Origin of the sequence: Neobacillus sp. GCM10023253 (assembly GCF_042653105.1) — a bacterium.
Taxonomy (GTDB): domain Bacteria; phylum Bacillota; class Bacilli; order Bacillales; family Cytobacillaceae; genus Neobacillus; species Neobacillus citreus.
Map to the genome: position 1 here is coordinate 1,195,849 of NZ_JBHSHV010000003.1, position 20,483 is coordinate 1,216,331.

The 20,483-nt window shown below is 40.1% G+C and carries 18 protein-coding genes and 1 pseudogene; 8 read left to right on the forward strand and 11 right to left on the reverse strand.

Annotated elements, in window-relative coordinates; genetic code table 11:
• Positions 1–116 precede the first annotated feature (116 nt).
• On the forward strand, positions 117–809 hold the full coding sequence (locus ACFPA1_RS06165; RefSeq protein ID WP_213140053.1) for a hypothetical protein: 693 nt from the start codon (positions 117–119) through the stop codon (positions 807–809).
• Positions 810–853: 44 nt separating this feature from the next.
• Here ACFPA1_RS06165 and ACFPA1_RS06170 read toward each other — a convergent pair whose 3' ends face one another.
• Together ACFPA1_RS06170 and ACFPA1_RS06175 are read right to left on the reverse strand one after the other, a co-directional pair.
• On the reverse strand, positions 854–1,339 hold the full coding sequence (locus ACFPA1_RS06170; protein WP_213140052.1) for an aminodeoxychorismate lyase: 486 nt from the start codon (positions 1,337–1,339) through the stop codon (positions 854–856).
• The gene (locus ACFPA1_RS06175) at positions 1,329–1,709 is read right to left on the reverse strand and encodes a hypothetical protein (protein WP_213140051.1); all 381 of its coding nucleotides are present in this window, start codon (positions 1,707–1,709) and stop codon (positions 1,329–1,331) included. Before ACFPA1_RS06175 ends, ACFPA1_RS06170 begins: the two co-directional genes overlap by 11 nt.
• Before the next feature lie 204 nt (positions 1,710–1,913).
• Here ACFPA1_RS06175 and ACFPA1_RS06180 point away from each other — a divergent pair, with 204 nt between their 5' ends.
• Together ACFPA1_RS06180 and ACFPA1_RS06185 are read left to right on the forward strand one after the other, a co-directional pair.
• On the forward strand, positions 1,914–2,198 hold the full coding sequence (locus tag ACFPA1_RS06180; RefSeq protein ID WP_213140050.1) for a ferritin-like domain-containing protein: 285 nt from the start codon (positions 1,914–1,916) through the stop codon (positions 2,196–2,198).
• Positions 2,199–2,266: 68 nt separating this feature from the next.
• Positions 2,267–2,614 carry a spore coat protein gene (locus tag ACFPA1_RS06185; RefSeq protein ID WP_378581863.1) on the forward strand — a complete coding sequence of 116 codons (348 nt, stop codon included), beginning with the start codon at positions 2,267–2,269 and terminating at the stop codon, positions 2,612–2,614.
• Between the two features lie 66 nt (positions 2,615–2,680).
• Here ACFPA1_RS06185 and ACFPA1_RS06190 read toward each other — a convergent pair whose 3' ends face one another.
• The gene (locus ACFPA1_RS06190; protein ID WP_378581723.1) at positions 2,681–3,484 is read right to left on the reverse strand and encodes an RDD family protein; all 804 of its coding nucleotides are present in this window, start codon (positions 3,482–3,484) and stop codon (positions 2,681–2,683) included.
• Positions 3,485–3,585: 101 nt separating this feature from the next.
• On the opposite strand from ACFPA1_RS06190, the gene ACFPA1_RS06195 reads away from it, so the two are divergent.
• Complete coding sequence (locus ACFPA1_RS06195; protein ID WP_378581724.1) at positions 3,586–4,587, forward strand: stage II sporulation protein M; 1,002 nt, start codon at positions 3,586–3,588, stop codon at positions 4,585–4,587.
• Here the strand turns inward: ACFPA1_RS06195 and ACFPA1_RS06200 are convergent.
• The 6 genes from ACFPA1_RS06200 to ACFPA1_RS06225 all read right to left on the reverse strand — a co-directional run bounded on the left by ACFPA1_RS06200 (position 4,538) and on the right by ACFPA1_RS06225 (position 11,558).
• Positions 4,538–5,896 (reverse strand): DUF58 domain-containing protein, encoded by a 1,359-nt coding sequence (locus ACFPA1_RS06200; protein WP_378581725.1) that lies wholly within the window; start codon positions 5,894–5,896, stop codon positions 4,538–4,540. The two genes, ACFPA1_RS06195 and ACFPA1_RS06200, sit on opposite strands and share 50 nt — an antisense overlap.
• A complete protein-coding gene (locus ACFPA1_RS06205; protein ID WP_378581726.1) occupies positions 5,847–6,776 on the reverse strand; it encodes an AAA family ATPase in 930 nt (309 codons plus the stop codon). Before ACFPA1_RS06205 ends, ACFPA1_RS06200 begins: the two co-directional genes overlap by 50 nt.
• Positions 6,773–7,906, reverse strand: a complete 1,134-nt coding sequence (locus ACFPA1_RS06210; RefSeq protein WP_378581727.1) for a DUF4350 domain-containing protein — start codon at positions 7,904–7,906, stop codon at positions 6,773–6,775. Before ACFPA1_RS06210 ends, ACFPA1_RS06205 begins: the two co-directional genes overlap by 4 nt.
• Positions 7,893–8,549 carry a DUF4129 domain-containing protein gene (locus ACFPA1_RS06215; RefSeq protein WP_213140045.1) on the reverse strand — a complete coding sequence of 219 codons (657 nt, stop codon included), beginning with the start codon at positions 8,547–8,549 and terminating at the stop codon, positions 7,893–7,895. Before ACFPA1_RS06215 ends, ACFPA1_RS06210 begins: the two co-directional genes overlap by 14 nt.
• A 9-nt stretch (positions 8,550–8,558) precedes the next feature.
• Positions 8,559–9,482 carry a hypothetical protein gene (locus ACFPA1_RS06220; RefSeq protein ID WP_378581728.1) on the reverse strand — a complete coding sequence of 308 codons (924 nt, stop codon included), beginning with the start codon at positions 9,480–9,482 and terminating at the stop codon, positions 8,559–8,561.
• Between the two features lie 135 nt (positions 9,483–9,617).
• Entirely contained in the window at positions 9,618–11,558 is a 1,941-nt protein-coding gene (locus tag ACFPA1_RS06225) for an LTA synthase family protein (RefSeq protein WP_213140043.1), read from the reverse strand.
• Positions 11,559–11,861: 303 nt separating this feature from the next.
• On the opposite strand from ACFPA1_RS06225, the gene ACFPA1_RS06230 reads away from it, so the two are divergent.
• The 3 genes from ACFPA1_RS06230 (at position 11,862) to ACFPA1_RS06240 (ending at position 15,365) form a co-directional block, all read left to right on the forward strand.
• The gene (locus ACFPA1_RS06230) at positions 11,862–12,533 is read left to right on the forward strand and encodes a helix-turn-helix domain-containing protein (RefSeq protein ID WP_241113836.1); all 672 of its coding nucleotides are present in this window, start codon (positions 11,862–11,864) and stop codon (positions 12,531–12,533) included.
• 214 nt (positions 12,534–12,747) lie between these two features.
• Positions 12,748–13,947: an iron-containing alcohol dehydrogenase gene (locus ACFPA1_RS06235; RefSeq protein WP_213140041.1), complete on the forward strand. Its 1,200-nt coding sequence runs from the start codon at positions 12,748–12,750 to the stop codon at positions 13,945–13,947.
• An 8-nt stretch (positions 13,948–13,955) separates the two neighbouring features.
• Positions 13,956–15,365 (forward strand): aldehyde dehydrogenase, encoded by a 1,410-nt coding sequence (locus ACFPA1_RS06240; protein ID WP_378581864.1) that lies wholly within the window; start codon positions 13,956–13,958, stop codon positions 15,363–15,365.
• A 49-nt stretch (positions 15,366–15,414) separates the two neighbouring features.
• Here ACFPA1_RS06240 and ACFPA1_RS06245 read toward each other — a convergent pair.
• A pseudogene (locus ACFPA1_RS06245) lies at positions 15,415–18,108 on the reverse strand (cytochrome P450); the annotation flags it as partial.
• 24 nt (positions 18,109–18,132) lie between these two features.
• Positions 18,133–18,705: a TetR/AcrR family transcriptional regulator gene (locus ACFPA1_RS06250; protein ID WP_378581729.1), complete on the reverse strand. Its 573-nt coding sequence runs from the start codon at positions 18,703–18,705 to the stop codon at positions 18,133–18,135.
• Positions 18,706–19,018: 313 nt separating this feature from the next.
• Between ACFPA1_RS06250 and ACFPA1_RS06255 the strand changes: the two genes are divergently transcribed.
• Positions 19,019–20,446, forward strand: a complete 1,428-nt coding sequence (locus ACFPA1_RS06255; RefSeq protein ID WP_378581730.1) for a hypothetical protein — start codon at positions 19,019–19,021, stop codon at positions 20,444–20,446.
• Positions 20,447–20,483 lie beyond the last annotated feature (37 nt).

Consider the following 20,483-nt stretch of genomic DNA (forward strand, 5'->3'; position numbering starts at 1 on the left):
ATTTTTATTCCCTTCCGATTTCCTTGTTTTCGGGAAAAAAACCCTCTATCGGCCGGGAATTAGTGGGATGGTATGATTCATGTGAAGATAATTAAATCAAACAGGAGGAATGAAAAATGAGTATTCCAAAGGGATATCTTAAGTTTAGCGGGATCATGTTATTGTTAGGGGGAATTATGGGATTTACGGGACAATTAATTCATTTGGGTGATGTTCCTGAATCGGTAAAAGATATTCCCGATTTCCTAAAAAGTGCTGTCAATATTCACGTTCTTTTAGCCTATGCATCTACGTTTATTTTAATGGGGCTGCCTGCATTATTTTTAAAACAGTCTTCTGGATTGAAATGGTGGGGCTGGCTTGCCTTTCCTCTTCTCTTCACCGGTTTGATGCTTGAAATTTTTCATGGTCCAGTTCAAATTATTGCCTATCCGATTATCTTTGATTTCGTTCATACTTCAGCAGACCTTCAGCATGTCAGCGATCTTCTTAACAATATGGCTGTTGATAAATATCCGCTTCAGCTGGCTATTTTCATCCCACTCGTTCCAGGAATTCTTTTAGGTCTATTATTGTTGGGTATATCTTCATTAAAAGCAAAAGTTTTACCGAAAGCGCCAGCTATCTTTCTCTTAGTTGTATTGGCCATTCAAATTGTCAGCTTTATCGTTCCAGTTCATATTCACTTGCTTGAGATTTCTTTCGCCTATATTCATCTAGTCTTTGTATGGTTTGGCGGTGTCTTGGCATTTAATAAATCAAAATCTCTTGCTAGCCATAATAATGAGATGATTCAAATCGAAAAATAGTGTTAAAAAAAGACACCTTCCGATTGGAAAGTGTCTTTTTTCTTCTAGTGAAAAATAGCCGCTATGATTTGGTCATATGACATCCCGCTATCAACAGTATATGTACCTGGTCGTAATTTGTTTTGCAGTCCTCTCGCCTCGATATCTTTTGAGAATTGGAAAGCATCAGGAACAAGATTAGCTGATACTAGCATTCTCCCGACATCAATGCTTGTCATGCCGTCTGCAACATTAATGACTGCTTGTGATACATTTTGCTGCTGTGCATCCGCTGGAGGGGCAGCCTCTTGTTGAGCCGTACCGTTTTTCGCGGCATCTAGATTTTTGTTATACTCATCTTTTGTTTGCACAATATATCCTGCGTCGGTAAGCTGCTTTTTCATTTCATCCTTTGATACAGAAGCCTGATTTGATGCTGGCTGTCCTGCCGCCTTTGAAACATGGCTGTCACTTGAAAAATAAGCAATGGTGCAGATACCTGTCGCCAATAGAAGACCCGCTGAAAAACTGCTGATTAGGTTAACCTTCATTGGCAACCAGTCTCCCTTCAGCTTGTGATGATTGGTAAACAGCGATAATCTGCTTGACTTCATTTTCGGAAACCTGTTTTTGTTGAGCAATGCTATCAATGGAGTATTGGCGTCTGTATAAGTCTAGTACTTCACGCTTTAATACCTTTTCCTCCGTGGATAGCTGAACTCCCGTCTCTTTTGTGACAATTTCCAAATCAATTTCCATGTTGCGAAGCGATTCTTGCATCCCATTTATTTCTTTCATCACAGATATATGAACAAGGTCAATTTCTTTATGGTTTTTCTTAGCAGTTTGCCGTTCTTTCAGGATTGAGAATATCAGCAGCAAAATGGATACAACAAACAAAATGGTTAATGTCCATTCCATTAAGACAGTCTCCTTTCACATTCTATTAGTATCACAAGTTCTTATTATACATCCCAAACCTATATTTTTCGACTCCTATTTTTCAAACACAACAAAAGTCGCATGGATTTGACAAAAAGCGCCATGCAAAGAGATATTTACATAAAAAAAAGGAAAATAGTTCATTATAAATATGAATTGATATGAATTTTGAAAGGAGATTTTATGGTGCAAACCAATCAAGTACCGATTCCCGAACCGCCTCAGGCGATCACAACCAAAGATCTTATGTATTTAAAAGATGCCATGTCTTGGGAGCTTCTCGCATTTAAAAAGCTACATTTTTTAGCTGAGCACGCAACTAATCAGGATGTTAAGCAAGCTCTCGACCAAGCAGGGCAAATGCATCAAAAGCACTATCAAAAATTGCTGTCTCATCTACAAGTTAATAATAATGCTGTATTATCCAGCATGCAAAATGCGCAGCAGCAACAACAGCAAATGCATTAGAATGGAGGTATTTAAAAGTGCAAAACCAGCAAATGCCACAGACTCAACAAATGCAGCAAGGTCAACAAATGCAGCAGTCTCAGAATCCTAACCAGATTGCCAATCCACAAACAGGACAATTGCCAAAAGTTAAAGGTCCGGAAATGAACGATCGTGATTTTTTAAATGATGCACTAAGCACCTGCAAATATATCACAGACAGTTTAAACATTGCCGTACGTGAAGCAAGCCATCAGCAGCTGCACACTGACCTGTTGCAGATGTTAAATGAAACTCACCAGAGCAGCCGGGAGTTTTTCCAACTAATGTTCCAAAATGGATGGTATAAACTTGAGGCTGAGGAACAGCAGAAGGTCAATCAAGCCCATCAGCAATTTAGCAATTACTCAAGCCAGTTTCCGTACCCGCTTCAATAGAATAGTCATCGGCATAAATAAACGGGCAGCGCAATCACTGATCACTGCCCGTTTCATGTTACTTATTTAAAGTTCAAACTCCCATTCCTCACGTAAATGTAAGTAAAGTAACAGGAGCAAGTTTTCAAGCTCTATATCACTGTGACCAGTTGCTTCCACACCGATTTTTGGAAGCATAATCTCAGCAATTTGCCCGGTTAATTGTTTCCGCTCTTCAATGGGAAGCTGAACAAAGCGATGCGCATATGTACGAATCAACTTCCACTCCTTCATTCCTAACGATCTTAGCGCCCATTCATCTATGATTAAATCCTCCTTGGAAAGATCCCTATTTAGGATTTCTTTCACAATTCCAGATGGCTTTTTCTTAGCTTTAGTACCCCGTTCATGAACCACAACCGTCCCAGCAACTAGGTCACCTAGTCGCTTATGCTTGGAATGAAAAAACACCATCAGCATTCCAAGAAAATACCCTGCTGGCAGAGAATCAACAATTCGCATCAGATTGCGGATAAAGCTTGAAAGCAAGGTAATGCTGTGTCCATTTTCTTGAATAACCCTGATGCCCATCCATTTCTTGCCCAGTGTTCTGCCGCCATAGAAAAATTCAAAGGCAAAAAAGTAGCCCCAATTAATCACGAATATCACAATAATAGCAATGGCAAAAGGGACAGTATTCTCTTCTAAAAAAAATGGAAAAGACGACATACCCTTCATGATGAAGATAACCAAAATAATGCACAAAATATTAAACACCATTAAGATTAATTGATCTATAATAAATGCCGCAGCCCTGCTGCCTAATCCGGCCAGGCTAAACTGAAGTGAGACGTATTCCGGTGTTTTAATATCCATTTGTTCATGATTCAACAGGGTTCTCCCCTTTCTAGATGATAAGGTTTCCTATTTTTCTACAAAATTACTATAATAAGGAATAGAAGCAAGCATTAACGGCAAAAGATGGTGAAAAAATGAATGTTAAACAATTTATCAAGCAGCATCGCGAAGAATGGAAACAGCTTGAACAGTTAATCGCAACACTAAGCAAGGGCAGGAAGACGATAACTGGAGACAACATTATACTCTTCTCACGCCTATATCAGAAAGCGGCGCAGAATCTTTCTTATAGCCAAACGTATTTTCCTAATGACGAAGTAACGCAATATTTGAATGGACTTGTTTCAAAATCGCATAATCTTTTATATAAAGACCAGGTATCAAGCGTTAAACAAATTCGTCATTTTTTCGCCGCCAAGTTTATCGGCTTATTATTAGAACAATGGAAATTCGTTGTGACCGCGATGATCTTGTTTGCAATCGGCGCGATTGGCAGCTTTCTTTCCGTCTTGAATGACCCACTCCATATTTATTCCATTCTTCCTCCAGAAATTGCCCGAGGGGTTGACCCGGAACAACTCGGAAGTAGGGATGGTACGGTCGATTCCTCACTCATGTCGGCTAGTATCATGACGAATAATATAAAAGTGGCCATACTAGCCTTCGCTGGTGGTATAACCTTTGGAATATTAACTGTTTATTTGCTTATCTACAACGGCATTATCATTGGAGCTCTTGCAGCGCTTTTCTGGCATCACGGCAAAGCCTATGATTTTTGGGCCTATATTGTTCCCCATGGAATGATTGAGCTTACAGCCATTTTTATTGCCGGCGGGGCTGGGCTGTTAATGGGCTATAAGCTCTTTGTACCTGGCCCGTACTCAAGAGGGTACCAATTGAAGGAACACGGAAAACGCTCTGTTCAGCTGCTCCTTGGAACTATACCATTATTCATCATCGCCGGAATCATTGAAGGTTTTATCACACCGGCAGCCATCTCGCTTGAAGCTAAATATATGGTAGCTATCTTGACTGTTTTGGGTTTAGTTCTTTATATTGTGTTTGGAAAACTGAAACACAGTCATGCTATAAAAGATTCTGATTCATTATCTCCATATAATGGGACACAGCGGTAACCGCTAATTTTTCCTCACGGGCCTCTATCATTGGCAGGCCCTGCTTTTCCCATTTGTTTTTCTCCCGTTTCTTGAAAAGCATTTGCTGCTGGGCAATACTTTTTAACATAGCCGCTTGAACATCAATCGGCTCCGCTTTTGTTCTGTTCATCAGAGTACGGTCTTCAACCCCGATCATGAAAAATAAATGCCGCTTTCGAAGCCGTTTAAGGTAGGCAAGGGCATTTTCTTCATGTAGAAAGGTCTGTATATCACTAAATAATAAAAGCAGGCTTCGTTTCTTTTGTACCATTTCCAAATATTGAAGAACCGCTGCATAGTTGGATTCTACTGCATCTACTTTTAAATGGTAAATGGAGTGGAGAATGGTTTGCAGATGAGCCATTCCCTTGGCAGGTGGAACAAAAGCCTTAATTTCATTTGAAAAAGCTAGAACGGACACATAATCCCCTTTTTGAAGAGCAGCAGCGGCTACGGTTACGGCAGCTTCCAAGGCTTTTTCTAATCGGTTGCCTTTTTTCAGTTCTGCCCCCATCATACGGCCGCAATCAAGCAAAATCGTAATATACTTACCATGCTCTGGTTCATATTCGTTTGTCATTACTTCCTGAAGCTTAGCCGTTTGCCGCCAGTTAATTTTCCGCGGATCATCACCAACTACAAAGCTCCGGATTTTCGAAAATTCCCCAACCCCGCTTTGCTGTTTGCGAATTTGCATGCCTTCATACAATAAATAATGCTGGGCATTTTCTAGATACTGCTTTGTTTCCGTTAGATCGGGAATCACTTTCACTGAACCAGTTAAATCTACTGTTACTTGCTTTTCCCACAGGCCGATTACACTTCGATAACGGAAGTACAGCTTATTGATTTCGTATTTTCCCCTCTCAGCAGGTACCGTTTCATAGTTAATGACGTTGGCTGAATCCGCCTGACCCCTTCCGGATATCGGAAACGGCTTTGTAAAGGTTTGCGGCAGACCATCAATGAATCGGTAGTTTAGTGAATATGGAGAATGATTGCGAACCTCAATCGTAATCGGATAGGTAAGTCCCCGTTCCATTTCCTCCGTTATGGTCCGCTTGAAGGAAAGCTGTGTTTTTTTCGCTGAGAACAATAAATCAACCAGACTGATGAAAAAAACAACAATGTTAATCATAAAGACGTACCACCATGATAAATCCCTTAATATCCCCAGTGTTAAAAGAATAGTTAGCACAAGGTAAATCAACATCAGCCGCTTCGTCGGCAGTATACCTCTATCTTGGAACAGGAACCGAGCCCACAAGCTCTTCGATGATTTGGTCAACGGTTGCTCCCTCCAATTCTACATGAGGAGATAACTGAATCCGATGACGTAAAGCAGGCTTTGCAACCATTTTGATATCATCTGGAGTCACATAATTTCGGTCTGACAAATAGGCCCAAGACTGTGCTGCTTTACCAATCGAAATCCCCGCCCTGGTACTAGCACCAAAGTGAATCATGTCCGTATCCCTTGTTTTCCTGACGATTTTCATAATGTAATCAAGTACATTATCACTAATTGTAATATCTTCAATTTCTTTTCTGATTGCCACGAACGTGTCTAAATCCATTATTTGAGAAACTTTAGTCCTGTTAAAGTTGTTCTCAATCACTTGTTTTAATACATTTTTCTCTTCTTCGAAGGATGGAAAATCAACCTGAAGTTTAAATAAATATCGGTCCTGCTGGGCTTCGGGCAGTGGATAGGTCCCCTCAAATTCAATCGGGTTTTGTGTCGCCACCACAAAAAATACTTCCGGCAGCATATAGGTTTCTCCTTGGATGGTCACCTGTTTTTCCTCCATCGCCTCAAGCAGGGCAGCTTGTGTTTTGGCTGGTGTCCGGTTAATTTCATCGGCCAATAAAATATTGGTGAAAATAGGGCCTTTCAACGTTTGAAAGGAGCCTTCCTTCATATTGTAAATCATGCTGCCGGTGATATCACTTGGGAGCAGATCCGGTGTAAACTGTATGCGGGTAAAATCGCCGCCAAGCAGTCCTGCAAGCGTACGGACCATTTGAGTCTTCCCGGTGCCTGGCACCCCTTCGAGCAGGACATGGCCGCCTGTTAAAATCGCGGATAATAACAATCGTAAATTGAGATTTTGTCCTAAAATTCGCCTTTCATACTGTTCCAATAGGGATGTTAGTTCTGTCCTCACCCTTGTTCCACCTCTTTCTGTAACTGGTCTAACTTTTTAGACCAAAGCAAATATTCCTGTTTAGTGATTTGGTTTTTATCGAGAATTATTGCCAATTCCTGAAGAAATAAGCGAATCTCATTAGTTTTTTTTCCCGTCCATTTGCGTTCTAAATATCCCCAAATATCCTGCCATTCTTTGTGATAAGGAACCTGCCATCGTTCTTGAAGGAGCTGCTTCAGATAATCGGCTTGAATTAACAATGAATCCTGATATCGTCTTCCCCGAAGATACCAGGCTGCTATCGCGCGAATACCTTCATCACTAAAACGGACCATCTCTTCCCGTGGAACCATAATTGGGCCAAACCGTTTGCCCTTATTCCAAAGCCAAATGAAAGCTATCAATATTCCCTGAAACATCAACAGTAAAAACCACTTTGGAAAAGCAGATAAAAATGTTGAAGTTGTTTGCTCGCCATGAACATACTCATCAAACAGAATTGTCTTGGAGTTGGTTTCATTAACCAGCGAAATCAACAGTGGTAAATGGTCGTTTTTTAAAATCTTGCCATTCGTTATCCATTCTGGTGTAATCGCGACAATTAATTGGCCTTTACCAACAGTACGTTTCAATGCAACAGGTCCGTATTTATCGTGCAATAAAGTATCTTCTCCGTTACGAGGCTGTAGCCGAACGTATGATTGGACTTCCGCCTTTTGTGCTGCCTTTCCGCCCTTTCCATAGATTTTTAAGGCTTCTGGAGATGGTATATCTTTCTCCAATTCTTTTGTCCTTAAATCAAACAGACCATCTGGATTTTGAGTAAGCAATAGAAGCGAATTTCCTTCCTTGATAAAATCGATGTATGAGCTGATTTCCTCTTTTTCAGTAAAATCTCCCGGCTCCACCATAATTAATAGCTGCTGTTCTTTATTCTTTGGCAATAAAGAAGGCGAATGGTTCCAGCTTTTTGCACTCATTTCCTGTTTTAAATATGTATAAAAGCCCTTTGTCCCAGTTGGGGAAGGAGATTCAGTTACGTAATTCGGATATACTTTCGGCTTGGGAGTAAAGGTGAAATAGCTTAAAAGCAAAAAAACAACTATTACTATAACGAACCAAAGCCAATCCTTTCTAGCCTTGTGCAACGGTTCCCCCTCCCTCCTTGTTCATTTCCGACAACAGACTCAAAACAACAGATTGAAACTGCCGGTATTCCTCTTGAAATGCCTCCCTTTCGCCATAAGTCACTTCGTCAAAAAAATGCGCGAGATGGTAAAATTGGCCGGCCAGCTGTTTATTCTCTTTTCTAAGCTCCTCATAATACTCCCAATTGGTCTTCCATTTTCTTGCCTCAAGCCATCCTTTATCGTGAAAGAAAAGAAGCAGGGCCAAAAACAGGTGTCGTGTTGCAGCTGAATAATCGGCTGCAGTTTCTAGCTTTTCTGCCTCTTTTAAATGCTCATGATAAGTCCAATTTATATCCTTTAAAGATTGAAGCGGTTTTTTGCTTCGGAGAACCCGTTCTCTTTTATAATGACGAATCAGAAAAAATACAGCTAAAGCCAATAGAACGATGACCACAATAATGACAGCGATTAAAATAGAGCTTGCGGCGTTATCGGAAGATTCAATTGATGGAAACAAACCGGCTAACTTGTCCGCAATCCACTGCTTAGCCTTTTCCCACCATTCAGCCAAAAGGCCTTTAGAAGCTTTGTCATAAACCCGATATTCCTTTTCGTTCAAAATTTTCTCTAGGTTTTCCCGTGCTTTTTCAGTAGTAAGCATCTCAATCACCTAATTTAAAAAAGAGGTACGATCATAGTCTTCAATCATTTCCTTTAAATCATCGGCATCGTGGCGCACTTTTAAATCTAGGTACATCACGGCATATCCAACTGAGAAAATCATTGTTGTCACTAAGGTCACAAGATTTGAAATAATCGTAAACAATACGCTATTTCCTAAAGCTAACCCAATTGTCCCTTCCACTGAGAAGCTGATAATAGTAATAATTAAATAAAAAATAATATAAAGTCCCATAAGCGGCCATGTACGTTTCTTGGTCAATCTCCAGCTTCTGCCGAATCCTGGTGACTGTCTGTCAAGAACTACCGACCCGAAATAAAAACTCCAGCGCGTTAAAAAGTAGGCTATTATTGGTGCAAAGATTAGAAATAACCCGATAGCTAATAATATGCCTAAAACGGGATTGGCCATGGAGCCAATTACTCCTGAAAAGGCGATGATTAAAATAGGAACCAGCATGATGCCAAAGGCTAGCAATCCAAATAAAATACTGCTGCCCAGCATTGGCCAGAACCGTGATAGGGCTTGCTTGATAACCGACCCGACAGTAAACTCCTCATTTTTGCGAATATGATTGACGGCAAAAAGAATAGCTGCCTCTGTGATCGGACCAAGAATCACTGTGATTAGCCCAATCACCGCCATTCCAATGTCAGCCCCAATGCTTCCGGCGTCAAAGGTTCCTTGATTTTCAAAGCTGGTCATGAATTGCTCAAACCAATCACCACCGCCTTTCACTTCCCTAAAGAAGCTTGTTCCTGATATTAATAATATGATGGCTTGTAATAAGTAAACAGGACCTAAAAGCAAGAGGAAAATCATAAAGAAATCCTTAAATCTGTTTTTACTTAAACTGAATGTATGATCGAGTATTTCTCCGAATCCTTTCGGCTTTGAAAACTTAGAATCCAATCTAAATCCCCCTTAATCTGTTTGTCACAAGAATTATTTTAACATTACTTTTGTCTAATAAGTGTAAAAAGTTGCAAATATTTACAAGTAACGAGTACAAAAAAGCTCTCCGGGCCGAAACCCGGAGAGCGTCTTTTATTTAGAAGAATCTTCTTGACCCTTGTTATAGTTATATTTTGATCTGTCGATTGGTTTAAAGCCATCAGGTGTATAGAAACGCAATAAGTCGCCATTTACAACTTTATCGGATTCTGCCAGCTTTTGGTCCACGATCTCGTGGTACTTCTTAGCCTCATCCAATTTATCCTGTGAAAGCTCCAAGCCAGTCGTAGAATCGTAATATTTATCTCTAACAGCTGTAATGGTTGGACTTACAAAGTCGCCATTTCGGAATGGCACAAGTTGGTCGTGCTGTTCTGACAATAAATCAGTACCAAACTGGACAAACTGTTTTGAATCAATTCCTAACAAATGAAGCAGTGTTGGTAGGACATCGATTTGGCCGCCGTATTCATGATGAGTTCCCCCTTGGATACCAGGGACACGAATAAATAATGGAACACGCTGCAAGCCGGCACTTTCAAACGGAGTAATTTCCTTCCCCAATACCTGAGCCATTGCTTTATTATGGTTTTCGGATATTCCATAATGGTCACCGTACATAATAATAATGGAACGATCAAGTAATCCTGTCTGCTTTAAATAATCAAAGAACTCTTTTAAAGCTTCGTCCTCATATCTAGCTGTTTGGAAATAATCATCAACCGATGCATCACCCGTTTCTGCAGGGGCAATCGTTGCCAAGCTTTGGTCCATTTTATATGGATAATGGTTGGCTACCGGAATAAATTTCGTATAAAACGGCTCTGGTAAAGTTTCTAACATTGGTTTAGATTGTTGATAAAATGGTTTATCCATCATTCCATATTCCGCTTGATCTTCTGGGTTTACATGATAATATTTTCCGTCAAAAAAGTTATTATAACCAAAAGATTTATAAATTTCATTGCGGTTCCAAAAGCTTCCTGAGTTTGCATGGAATACTGCAGATGTATAACCCTGCTGACCTAAAATCCCCGGTGCTGATTGGAATGTGTTCATGCCTTTGGTCGTAAAGGCAGCACCCTGCGGCAGTCCGTATAATGAATTCTCAAGCATAAATTCAGCATCTGCTGTTTTCCCTTGTCCGGTTTGGTGGAAGAAGTTATCAAAATATAAGGTATTCTGGTCACGTGTTAACGAGTTTAGAAATGGTGTAACCTCTTGCCCATGAAGCTTATAATTAATCAAAAAGTTTTGTGTTGATTCAAGATGCAAATAAATAACGTTCATGCCTTTAGCGGCACCAAAATATGCCGGGTTGGGTGCAGCATAATTGGAGTTAGTGTAGTTTTTCACCTCAGTAACATCGTCGCTGCTCGCCATTACCCGTTGAGCAGAGGCTGTCGTACTTTTCACCGTATCATAAATCGTATAATTGTACATGCCTAAATATTTTACAATGTAATTTCGGTCAAAACCTCTTGTTAATAATTGCGGTCTGTCCGCTTCTGCTAATGAAAGATTGGCACAAGAAATGGCTAGTGCCATGGAGAATAAAGCAGCCACCTTTTGACGGCTCATATCTTTTTTCTCGATTTTTACAATCCTAAATACAAGTAATGCAATTAATAGAATTGTATCTATAAAGAATAAGAAATCATATGGCTTCAATAAAGAAGACACACTGCTGCTGACATCACCAAAGTTCTGAGTTTGGGTCAATGTAGGCAACGTGATGAAATCATTAAAGAAACGATAGTACACTACATTGGCAAACAATAAGAACGATAATAGAAAATCAATCACAATCAATGAAATATACTTTTTTCTGCCTTTAAATAATGCTGAAATCCCTAAAAATATTAACGCCGATCCTAATGGATTTAAAAATAATAAAAACTTCTGGATTGAGTTCTGGATCCCTAAATCAAATTGTGTTAATTGCGTAACATATGTTTTTATCCAAAGAAGAATGACGGCCAAAAAGAAAAAGCCAATATATTTATGGGAAATACCTTGACCTTTTAGTTTCATTATTAAGCACCTTCCTTCTAGCAAATCATTATTGCATTTTTTAATTTACTTTCCTATATGTGATTAGTACTATTTAGTCTAGTCTATATCTTAAATGGTAAATATGAACAAACTATGAATAAAACAAGAAAAAACGTAAATGACCTGCTCACAAGATAGTAACTATACTACTTTTTTTGAAAAAGTCAACCCATATATGAATGCAATCTTGTCCATTATATTTAGTCGGGAATGGTATAATACATGTAATCATGATATTTAATTACATAAGTTTCCATCAATAGATCTGAGGTGAAAAAAAGTTTGTCTCTAACAAAAAGACGTCAGGAATTCCTTGATCATATCTACCGTCAATTTAAGAAAACAAACAACCCTGTCCATTATTCGAAGGTGGCGGAAGCCATTGGCGTAAGCAAATGGACAGCCTATGATGTATTAAAGGAATTGGAAAACCAGGGGCTTGTAAAAAGAACGTATTCCACGAATGAGAATGAAGCAGGTCGTTCAATCGTTGTCTTCTCCCCTACTGAAATTGCAGAAAGCTTTTTCCAAAAAGAACGGAGAGAGCTAACAAACACAGAAGAGTGGGAAGCAATCCTGCCTGAAGTCATTAAATTAGTGGAAAATCCACAAAATCTGCCGTTACGAGAAGCAATTCATCATATCATTTCGCTCATGAAAAATGTAGAAGTTAAGCTGGAGTTTTGCGCTTACTTTCTTAGTATTTTGCTATTATTCTTGAATACACTAGGAAAAAACGTGAAGGAATTAACGGTGAACTTAATCAATGCCTCCAAGGAAGCAAAGGTGCAATTAACAGTATTTACAGGGGCAGTTGTTGGAATGATTATTCAATCGGTTGGTGAGGAATTAAGTCCGGATATGGTGAAACTAGTTCAGCAATTCATTGACAATGTCAACGAGCTTAATGCTGGCGAATTAAGTTTATTAATTAATTTCATTGGACAAAGTTAAAATCAGCCGATTTCGGCTGATTTTTCGTTTCATAGATAGTTTTTTGGTTTGATATCAATTTTAGTTTATATACTACAAAGGGAGTATATTTCAGAATTTTTTAAATATTCTCTTGACGTTCCCTCCGTTTTTACGATATATAGTTTGTATACATTTTTTGGTTTTTTGGGTATTTTGTGTGTTTTTATTTTTTATTGAAAGCGGGGGATTATTGATGTACGAATTATATTGCAGAACGTATCAAGGTGGGATGAAGGTAGCCTCCTTTATACTTCCTTGGCGAAAACCGGAATTATTAGAAGGAGAAAACAGCCTAAGTAAACTTCCAACCCTTATTAAAAGTATGCGAGTTGAAAGCGTTTTAATCGTGACGGATCAAGGGATTGTTTCCATTGGCCTGATGGACACTTTCTTAGATGGCTTGAAAAATGAGGGCGTCCAATTTTTCATTTATGATAAAACTGTTCCAAACCCAACAATAGAAAATATTGAAGAAGCCTTTCAAATGTACAAGGAGAATAAATGCCAGGGAATTGTTGCATTTGGCGGCGGCTCGCCAATGGATTGCGCAAAAGGTGTAGGCGCCCGCGCGGCAAGGCCGAAAAAAAGTATTCCACAGATGAAAGGTGTTTTAAAGGTATTAAAAAGAATACCGCCTCTGTTTGCCATTCCAACGACAGCAGGAACAGGCAGTGAAGCAACGCTTGCCGCTGTTGTCTCAAACAGCGAGACACATGAAAAGTACGCGATAATGGACACGGCCCTTATCCCCCATTATGCTGTATTAGACCCGCTTCTTACTGTAAAGCTTCCTCCCCATATCACGGCTGCTACCGGTATTGATGCACTGACACATGCAGTCGAGGCGTATATAGGGAAAAGCAATACGAAAGAAACAACACAGTGCAGTATTGAGGCAGTACAGTTAATTTTTCAAAATCTTTATGAATGCTATTCAAATGGTACCAACATTCAGGCTAGAACAAACATGCAAAAGGCTGCTTATTTGGCCGGAATCGCTTTTACCCGGGCATATGTCGGCTACGTGCATGCGATCGCCCATACCTTAGGCGGGTTTTATCAGGTTCCCCATGGTCTGGCAAATGCCATTATTCTTCCATATGTACTCGAGTATTATGGGGAATCCGCCCATAAGCCGTTGTCAGAATTGGCAGATTTGGTTAAAATAACAAAGCCTTCAGATACTATCGAACAAAAAGCACGGAAATTTATTGATGCCATTAAAAAGCTTAATGAAAAAATGGCTATCCCGACCAAGGTGAACGGAATCATGGAAAAGGATATTCCGCTCATGGTGGAACGGTCTTTGAAAGAAGCAAATCCTCTCTATCCTGTTCCAAAGATTCTTTATAAAAATGATATATTAAAGCTTTATCATCTGATAAAGGAGTAGATATGATTATGAGTATTTCCTCTCCCCTATTAAATGAAGGCGGTACTAAAGAAAATTACAGTTTCCTAGTTAATAAACAAAAGGCCTTCTTCCGAAAAGAACAGACAAAGAATGTTTCCTTCCGATTGGCTGCATTGAAAAAATTGAAGGATGCCATAAAGGTAAATGAGCAAGAGATTATGGCAGCGTTAAAAACGGATTTAAATAAATCTGAGCTAGATGCGTATGCGGCAGAAATCGGATTTGTCCTTGCTGAGTTGACTTTTACAATTAAAAACCTGAGTTCTTGGGTAAAAACAAAAAGTGTTAAAACTCCTATGACCCATTTTGGTTCGACGAGTTACATCTATTCAGAACCCTACGGTGTGGCATTAATTATTGCCCCGTGGAACTATCCATTTCAGTTGGCGATTGCCCCGTTAATCGGTGCGATTGCAGCGGGAAATTGTGCCGTTTTGAAACCTTCTGAATTAACACCAAAAACGTCTGAAGTATTGGCGAAGCTGATCAATGGTCTATATCCTGAAGAGTTTGTTTCAGTTGTAGAAGGCGGTGTGGAAACAAGCACAGCACTCCTTGAGGAAAAATTCGATTATATCTTTTTTACTGGAAGTGTACCTGTTGGGAAAATCATTATGGAGGCTGCGGCAAAAAATCTAACTCCGGTTACATTAGAGCTTGGCGGCAAAAGTCCCTGCATCGTTCATGATGATGCCAATATTAAGGTAGCGGCTAAACGGGTTGCCTGGGGTAAATTCACGAATGCCGGTCAGACCTGTATTGCCCCCGATTATCTTTATGTTCATAAAAATGTCAAAGACAAATTTCTAAGCGAGTTTAAAAATACGATAAAAGAATTATATGGAGAAAATCCGTTACGTAACCCCGATTACACCCATATTGTTAGTGAGCGGCATTTTAAGCGGCTAGAGGGCTTTTTGGATAATGGTCAAGTATATTCTGGGGGTAAAACAGATTCGGATACCCTAGCGATTGAGCCGACTGTTTTAACGAATATAAGCTGGGATGATCCAATTATGCAGGATGAGATTTTTGGCCCGATTCTTCCTGTTATGGAATACAGCCATTTATCAGAAGTGCTCGATGGCATCCATAATCATCCGAAACCGCTCGCCCTTTATATTTTTACGGAAAATAACCAGGTCCAGCAAACGGTTCTTAACAGTGTTTCGTTTGGCGGCGGCTGTGTGAATGACACTGTCTATCACTTTGTCTCCCCTCACCTCCCCTTCGGAGGTGTCGGACCAAGCGGCATTGGCTCTTATCACGGAAAAGGCAGCTTTGACACCTTCTCCCATAAGAAAAGTGTCTTAAAGCAAACCACCCTTTTTGACATCCCGTTCCGCTATCCGAATTTTAAGAATGGGCTTAAGATGTTGAGGATGTTTTTGAAATAATGGAAAGTCCCTGATTCTCAAGAAGAATTCAGGGACTTTCGTTTTAACCTATTTTAACTTGCTGGTCTTTTATAAGGTGGTCGTCTTGCTCAGAGGACACTATAAACATGATGATTTCATCCCCTGGCTTTAAATCCGCAAAGAATGCACAAGCTAGGGCCCCTTGTTCAACATTAATAGTAATGCTCACTCGATTCGGACTTTCCTTTGGAGAGCTAGTTATTGAAAAATACCTTGGTTTAAGTGAAGGCAATAGCTCTAAGAAACGTTCGAACGGCATTTCACAGGCTTCATATTTTTCAAGCAAGTCAAGCATCGAAACTCTATTTTTCAAAACAAGTTCTTCATATACCCCATCCGCTAATAACGCTTCTAGTTCCCGCTTATGCGGAGGGCAAACCGTATAGGCGGCCAATTCACGAATTTGTACCTGCGTTGCTGTTTCCTGCACTTCTACGCTTTGACTTAGGAGATCAACTAGACTTACCGGGCGGTCTAACGGAAGATGGGAAAAAGTACGGCCGCATGCGGTAATAATCACATGGTCCTTCCCATTTAATCTAAACCGTTTAATAATTCGCTGAACGGTTTCTTTGCTATTCCTTAGAAAGACCCCAAGATGGTTACCTTCTTGATAGGTTAGCCCTTCAGGCAAGGAAAACACAAATTGCCTTGTTTGTTCATTTTCGGCATTAAACACTAATTGATTTTCTACAATCGAACCTTGTACGGAATCGTACTTTTCAGTCAAAGGTGAACCCATTACAGTATTGACAAACTGTATGGAAATTGTATTTGCCCCTTTTTCATCATTTCTATCCAATTGAATTCCGAAGGTTTTGAAGGCATCCTGCCACATCCGGTTTTTCCATTCATTAAATTGCTTCTCAAAATCGCCGCTTGCATCACCTTCCCCCCGCTCTGAAAATCTGACTGCTCCTTTAAGGGCAAGCTGTTCATCAATATAACGAGGCACATCCTGGTAGGTGTTCGCCCAGTTGTGATCGCCACATCCAAATACCGCGTACTGGACACCTTTTAAACTACCTGTTTCCAGATGTTCCAGCCACTGCACAAATTGGCGTGCGTTTCTTGGTGGTTTCCCATTATAGGAGGATGTGACAATGATTACGGCTCCTTCAGTTGGTAACTTACCAATCCTATCGTTTAGGGGAGCGGCCTCACTTCTTACTCCATGCAAACGGGCAATATCGGCAAGCTCATGTGCAACCTGCTCTGCTGTTCCCATATTGGAACCATATAAAACAAGCAGCTTTCTATTATTGACACCAATAAGTGAATACTTCGGAGCTTCTTGGTTATTTTTCGGGGCTGCCGCTTTTTCAGCAGATAAAGCAAATGTATCGATTCTCTTATTCTTCCGCATTTTTAAGCGAATTTTAAAATTATCAGGTTTAAGCGTCAATGTTTGCTTAATTTTTAATTGATAATGCATATGGTCGATTAAGTCAAAATGCTGCAGAATCATTCCTAACACAAGCGTTGCCTCATGGAGGGCGAACTGCATGCCGATACACGCTCGCTGCCCGTTTCCAAAGGGCTTATAGGCATGTGCGGGAATTTTAGTCATATCTGCAAAACGCTCAGGTCGAAATTCTTCGGCATCCTCCCCCCATGCATCCTTATCGCGATGAAGTTTTGGAATAATGACGGACACATTGTCGTATTTTTTTAGCTGGTATTTTCTGCCAATGACCGTATCGTTTTTTGCGTACAAAGTAAATTGGGGCGCAGTAGGATAAAGACGTAAAGCTTCATTTAAAATCATCCGAATGTACTTAAGGTCGAGTACCTGCTGATACGATGGAATAGAATCGCCTAGTACCTGGTCAACTTCCTCATATGCCTTCTTCAGTACTTCAGGATGCTTCAGAAGCAGGTATATGGCAAAAGAAAGCAATCCACTTGTCGTTTCATGACCGGCAATCAAGAAGGTAATGATTTGGAATCGAATATTTTCATCATCAAGCCTCTCTCCTGTTCGCGGGTCATTGACATTCAGCATTCGGGCCAGCAAATCAGTTTCCCCTTGATCGCCGCCTTCTTTGCGTTCAGCGATAATTTTATCTACTAGAGAAAACATTGACTTAATGTCGCGTTCGAACTGCCGCTTGGTTCTTACCATCAGCTGGGTTTGGAATGGCAGCCTTGTGCTTTGGTGCATGGCCTCGTCAAGTGCCCGAATCATACTAATGATAAACGGATTGTGGTTTTCCCGATAGAAACTGTTAAAGCGATAGTTAAATCCGCATAACCCAATCGTATCTAGGGTCAGACGGGTCATATCATCGGGAACATCGATGCTCTCATTTGGATTCAAACGGGCCCACTTTTGTACGAGCTGCTGGGCGATGTCAACCATCATCGTATGATATCCTTTCATTGCTTGCTGGCTGAAGGCTGGCATTAGAATGCTATGGGCTTTCTGCCAATTCGGCTCTTTCGTTTTACTTGTAAATAAGCCGTCTCCCCCTAGTGCACGCAGAAAATACAACCCTCCGGAGAGACTTTTGTCAAACCGGGATTCATTACAGACCTCGGCAACTAATTCATGACCTGAAACAAAATGCATGATAAAACCAAAAGCCTCAAAGCGAAAAATAGGTCCGAATTCATCGGCGATTTTCCAAAATGACAGCGTTGGTGCATCTTCATCGATTAATGGAATATTGCCTAACGGGCCATACGTTTTTGGCTGCGGAATCCGCATATTATTTTCCATAAAAAGCTCCTCTCTGTTAATTACTCACCTTTTACCTAATAAACCGTATAAAACAACATCGGCGATTTCATCCTCCATATGGTCGAGCAGTAATTTTTCTGAGATGATTTCTTCCTGGAGTTTTTCAAAGTTGAGTAGGGACCAAATAGCGCTAGTGATCCCAAGTTCATATAGAAGGGATTGGACTGGGGTGAGATTTCCGTTAGACACCTTTTGCAAAAGCTGTTCCATACTTTTGTCCTGAATATAAATCTGCTCCATAAACATCTTTGCAAGCTCTGGATGGTTGGGCGATTCCCTAAAAAGGATGTTGAAGCTGTCCAGATTGCTGCGGATTACTTCCACTCTTGCTTTGATGACATCCCTGACCAGATCAGGATTATGATTAGAATTCATCTTGGGGGGCTCAAACACAGACGGAGTAATGCAGGCAAGAAAAATATCCTTTTTGCCCTTAAAATGTTTATAAAGAGCAGCTTCTGAAACTTCAACACGCCTGGCAATTTCGGCGGTTGTGGCGCCATTATATCCTCGTTCGGCAAAGAGCTTGCGTGCCTCCCGGATAATTTTCTTTTTAGTATCCGATTGCGATCCCAAATTCTTCACCCTCTCTTTTGGTTAGTGAATACTTACTAACTATTATATATAATATTCTGAAATCTCTGTCATGGTATAAAATACCTGTTTTCCAAATAAATAAAATGACGTTATTTTTCTACTTCTTTCTGCATTTTTAAAACATCTATTATCACAATTTATGTTTTTTTATCATAACCTGTTTCCTGCTGTGTTTTGCTGTTATTTCGTGTAGAAATATTTCAATATACGAAGTATTTGGCTTGTCTTATAATCAAATTGGCTGAATATTAGTACTAATATTCCCAATATTATTTTAACCAGGGGTGGTTCCATGAAAAAAAGGAAAAAAGGATTCGCAGCAGCATTAGCCACAACACTCTCTTTATCTGTACTCAGCTCCGTCGCATTTGCAGACCAACCTTCATCAACTGATTCATCCACTTCACTGAATATTAAACCTCCAGAGTTTTTTGTTCCTAATGGGCAAAATAAGAAAAACTTTTTTGTAGATAAAAAACAATTAGACAAATTAACACATCTAGAAGGATTTGAGAATACCAAACTTTATAAAGGCATACATAATGGTGCCGGTTATTGGATGGAAGTTCCAGAGAACTGGAACGGCAAGCTTGTGTTGTATGCTCATGGTTATCGAGGTACTGGTCAGGCATTGACGGTAAGTGCCCCTTCAGTTCGTCAAGAGTTAATTACAGAAGGGTATGCATGGGCTGCCTCTAGTTATAGCACGAACGGTTATGATGTTGAATCTGGTGTAAAAGATACCCATGCCTTAAACGGGTTGTTTAGACAATTGGTAGGTAACCCGACACACACTTATATTATGGGACACTCAATGGGCGGCCATGTTACAGGTGTTTATGCCGAGCAATATGGTGATGTGGATGGGGCATTACCGATGTGCGGGGTTTTGGGAGATTCGGAGTTGTTCGATTTCTTTACGGATTATGGGCTTGTGGCACAATCGCTTGCAGGAATTCCTAAGGAAGATCAAACCTATATTTTTGATGAAAATTTCATCAAAAATAGGCTTCCGGTATTAAGACAGGTATTAGGAAATGGATTAAAAGCAGACCCTGATACAGGATGGGCCGTATTGAATAAATTAACTGATGAGGGTTCAGTTTTAGAAAAAGTAACAGAGAACCTTTCTGGCGGAGACCGTCCGCTGTTTGAATATGCCTATGAGAAGATGTTTGATGATTTTCTGCTCCAACGTATGCCAACGAACCCCGCATATGGAGAAGCTACGGGTAATGTAATAAATAATACGGATTCTGTATACGAATTTGACTATTTACCTGGTTCATCCAAGGAAGAAAGAGCTTTAAATGATAGTGTTCTTCGCATATCAAATGATCCAAACGGCCGCCATAACAATGGTTTGGCTGCTATTCCAAAAGTTACAGGAGACCTAAAGGTGCCAACTGTTACTTTACACACCTTGGGGGATCTTTATGTACCATTCTCCATGGAGCAAATATACGCAAAAAGAGCGAAGGAAAAAGGCAAAGAAGATTTATTAGTATCCCGCGCCATTCGTGGAATTGGGCACTGCGAATTTACAAATGAGGAACAAATTAACGCATTTGATGATTTAGTTAATTGGTCTGAAAATGGTGTAAAACCAGCAGGAGATGACATCTTAAATCCTGAGGCTGTAGCAGATACTTACTTTGGTACACAATTTACGACAGCTAGACGTCAATATGATTCTACATTATGGACTCCCAAACAATAATGGTTTAAAGCAGAGAGTTCCTTCTCTCTGCTTTTTT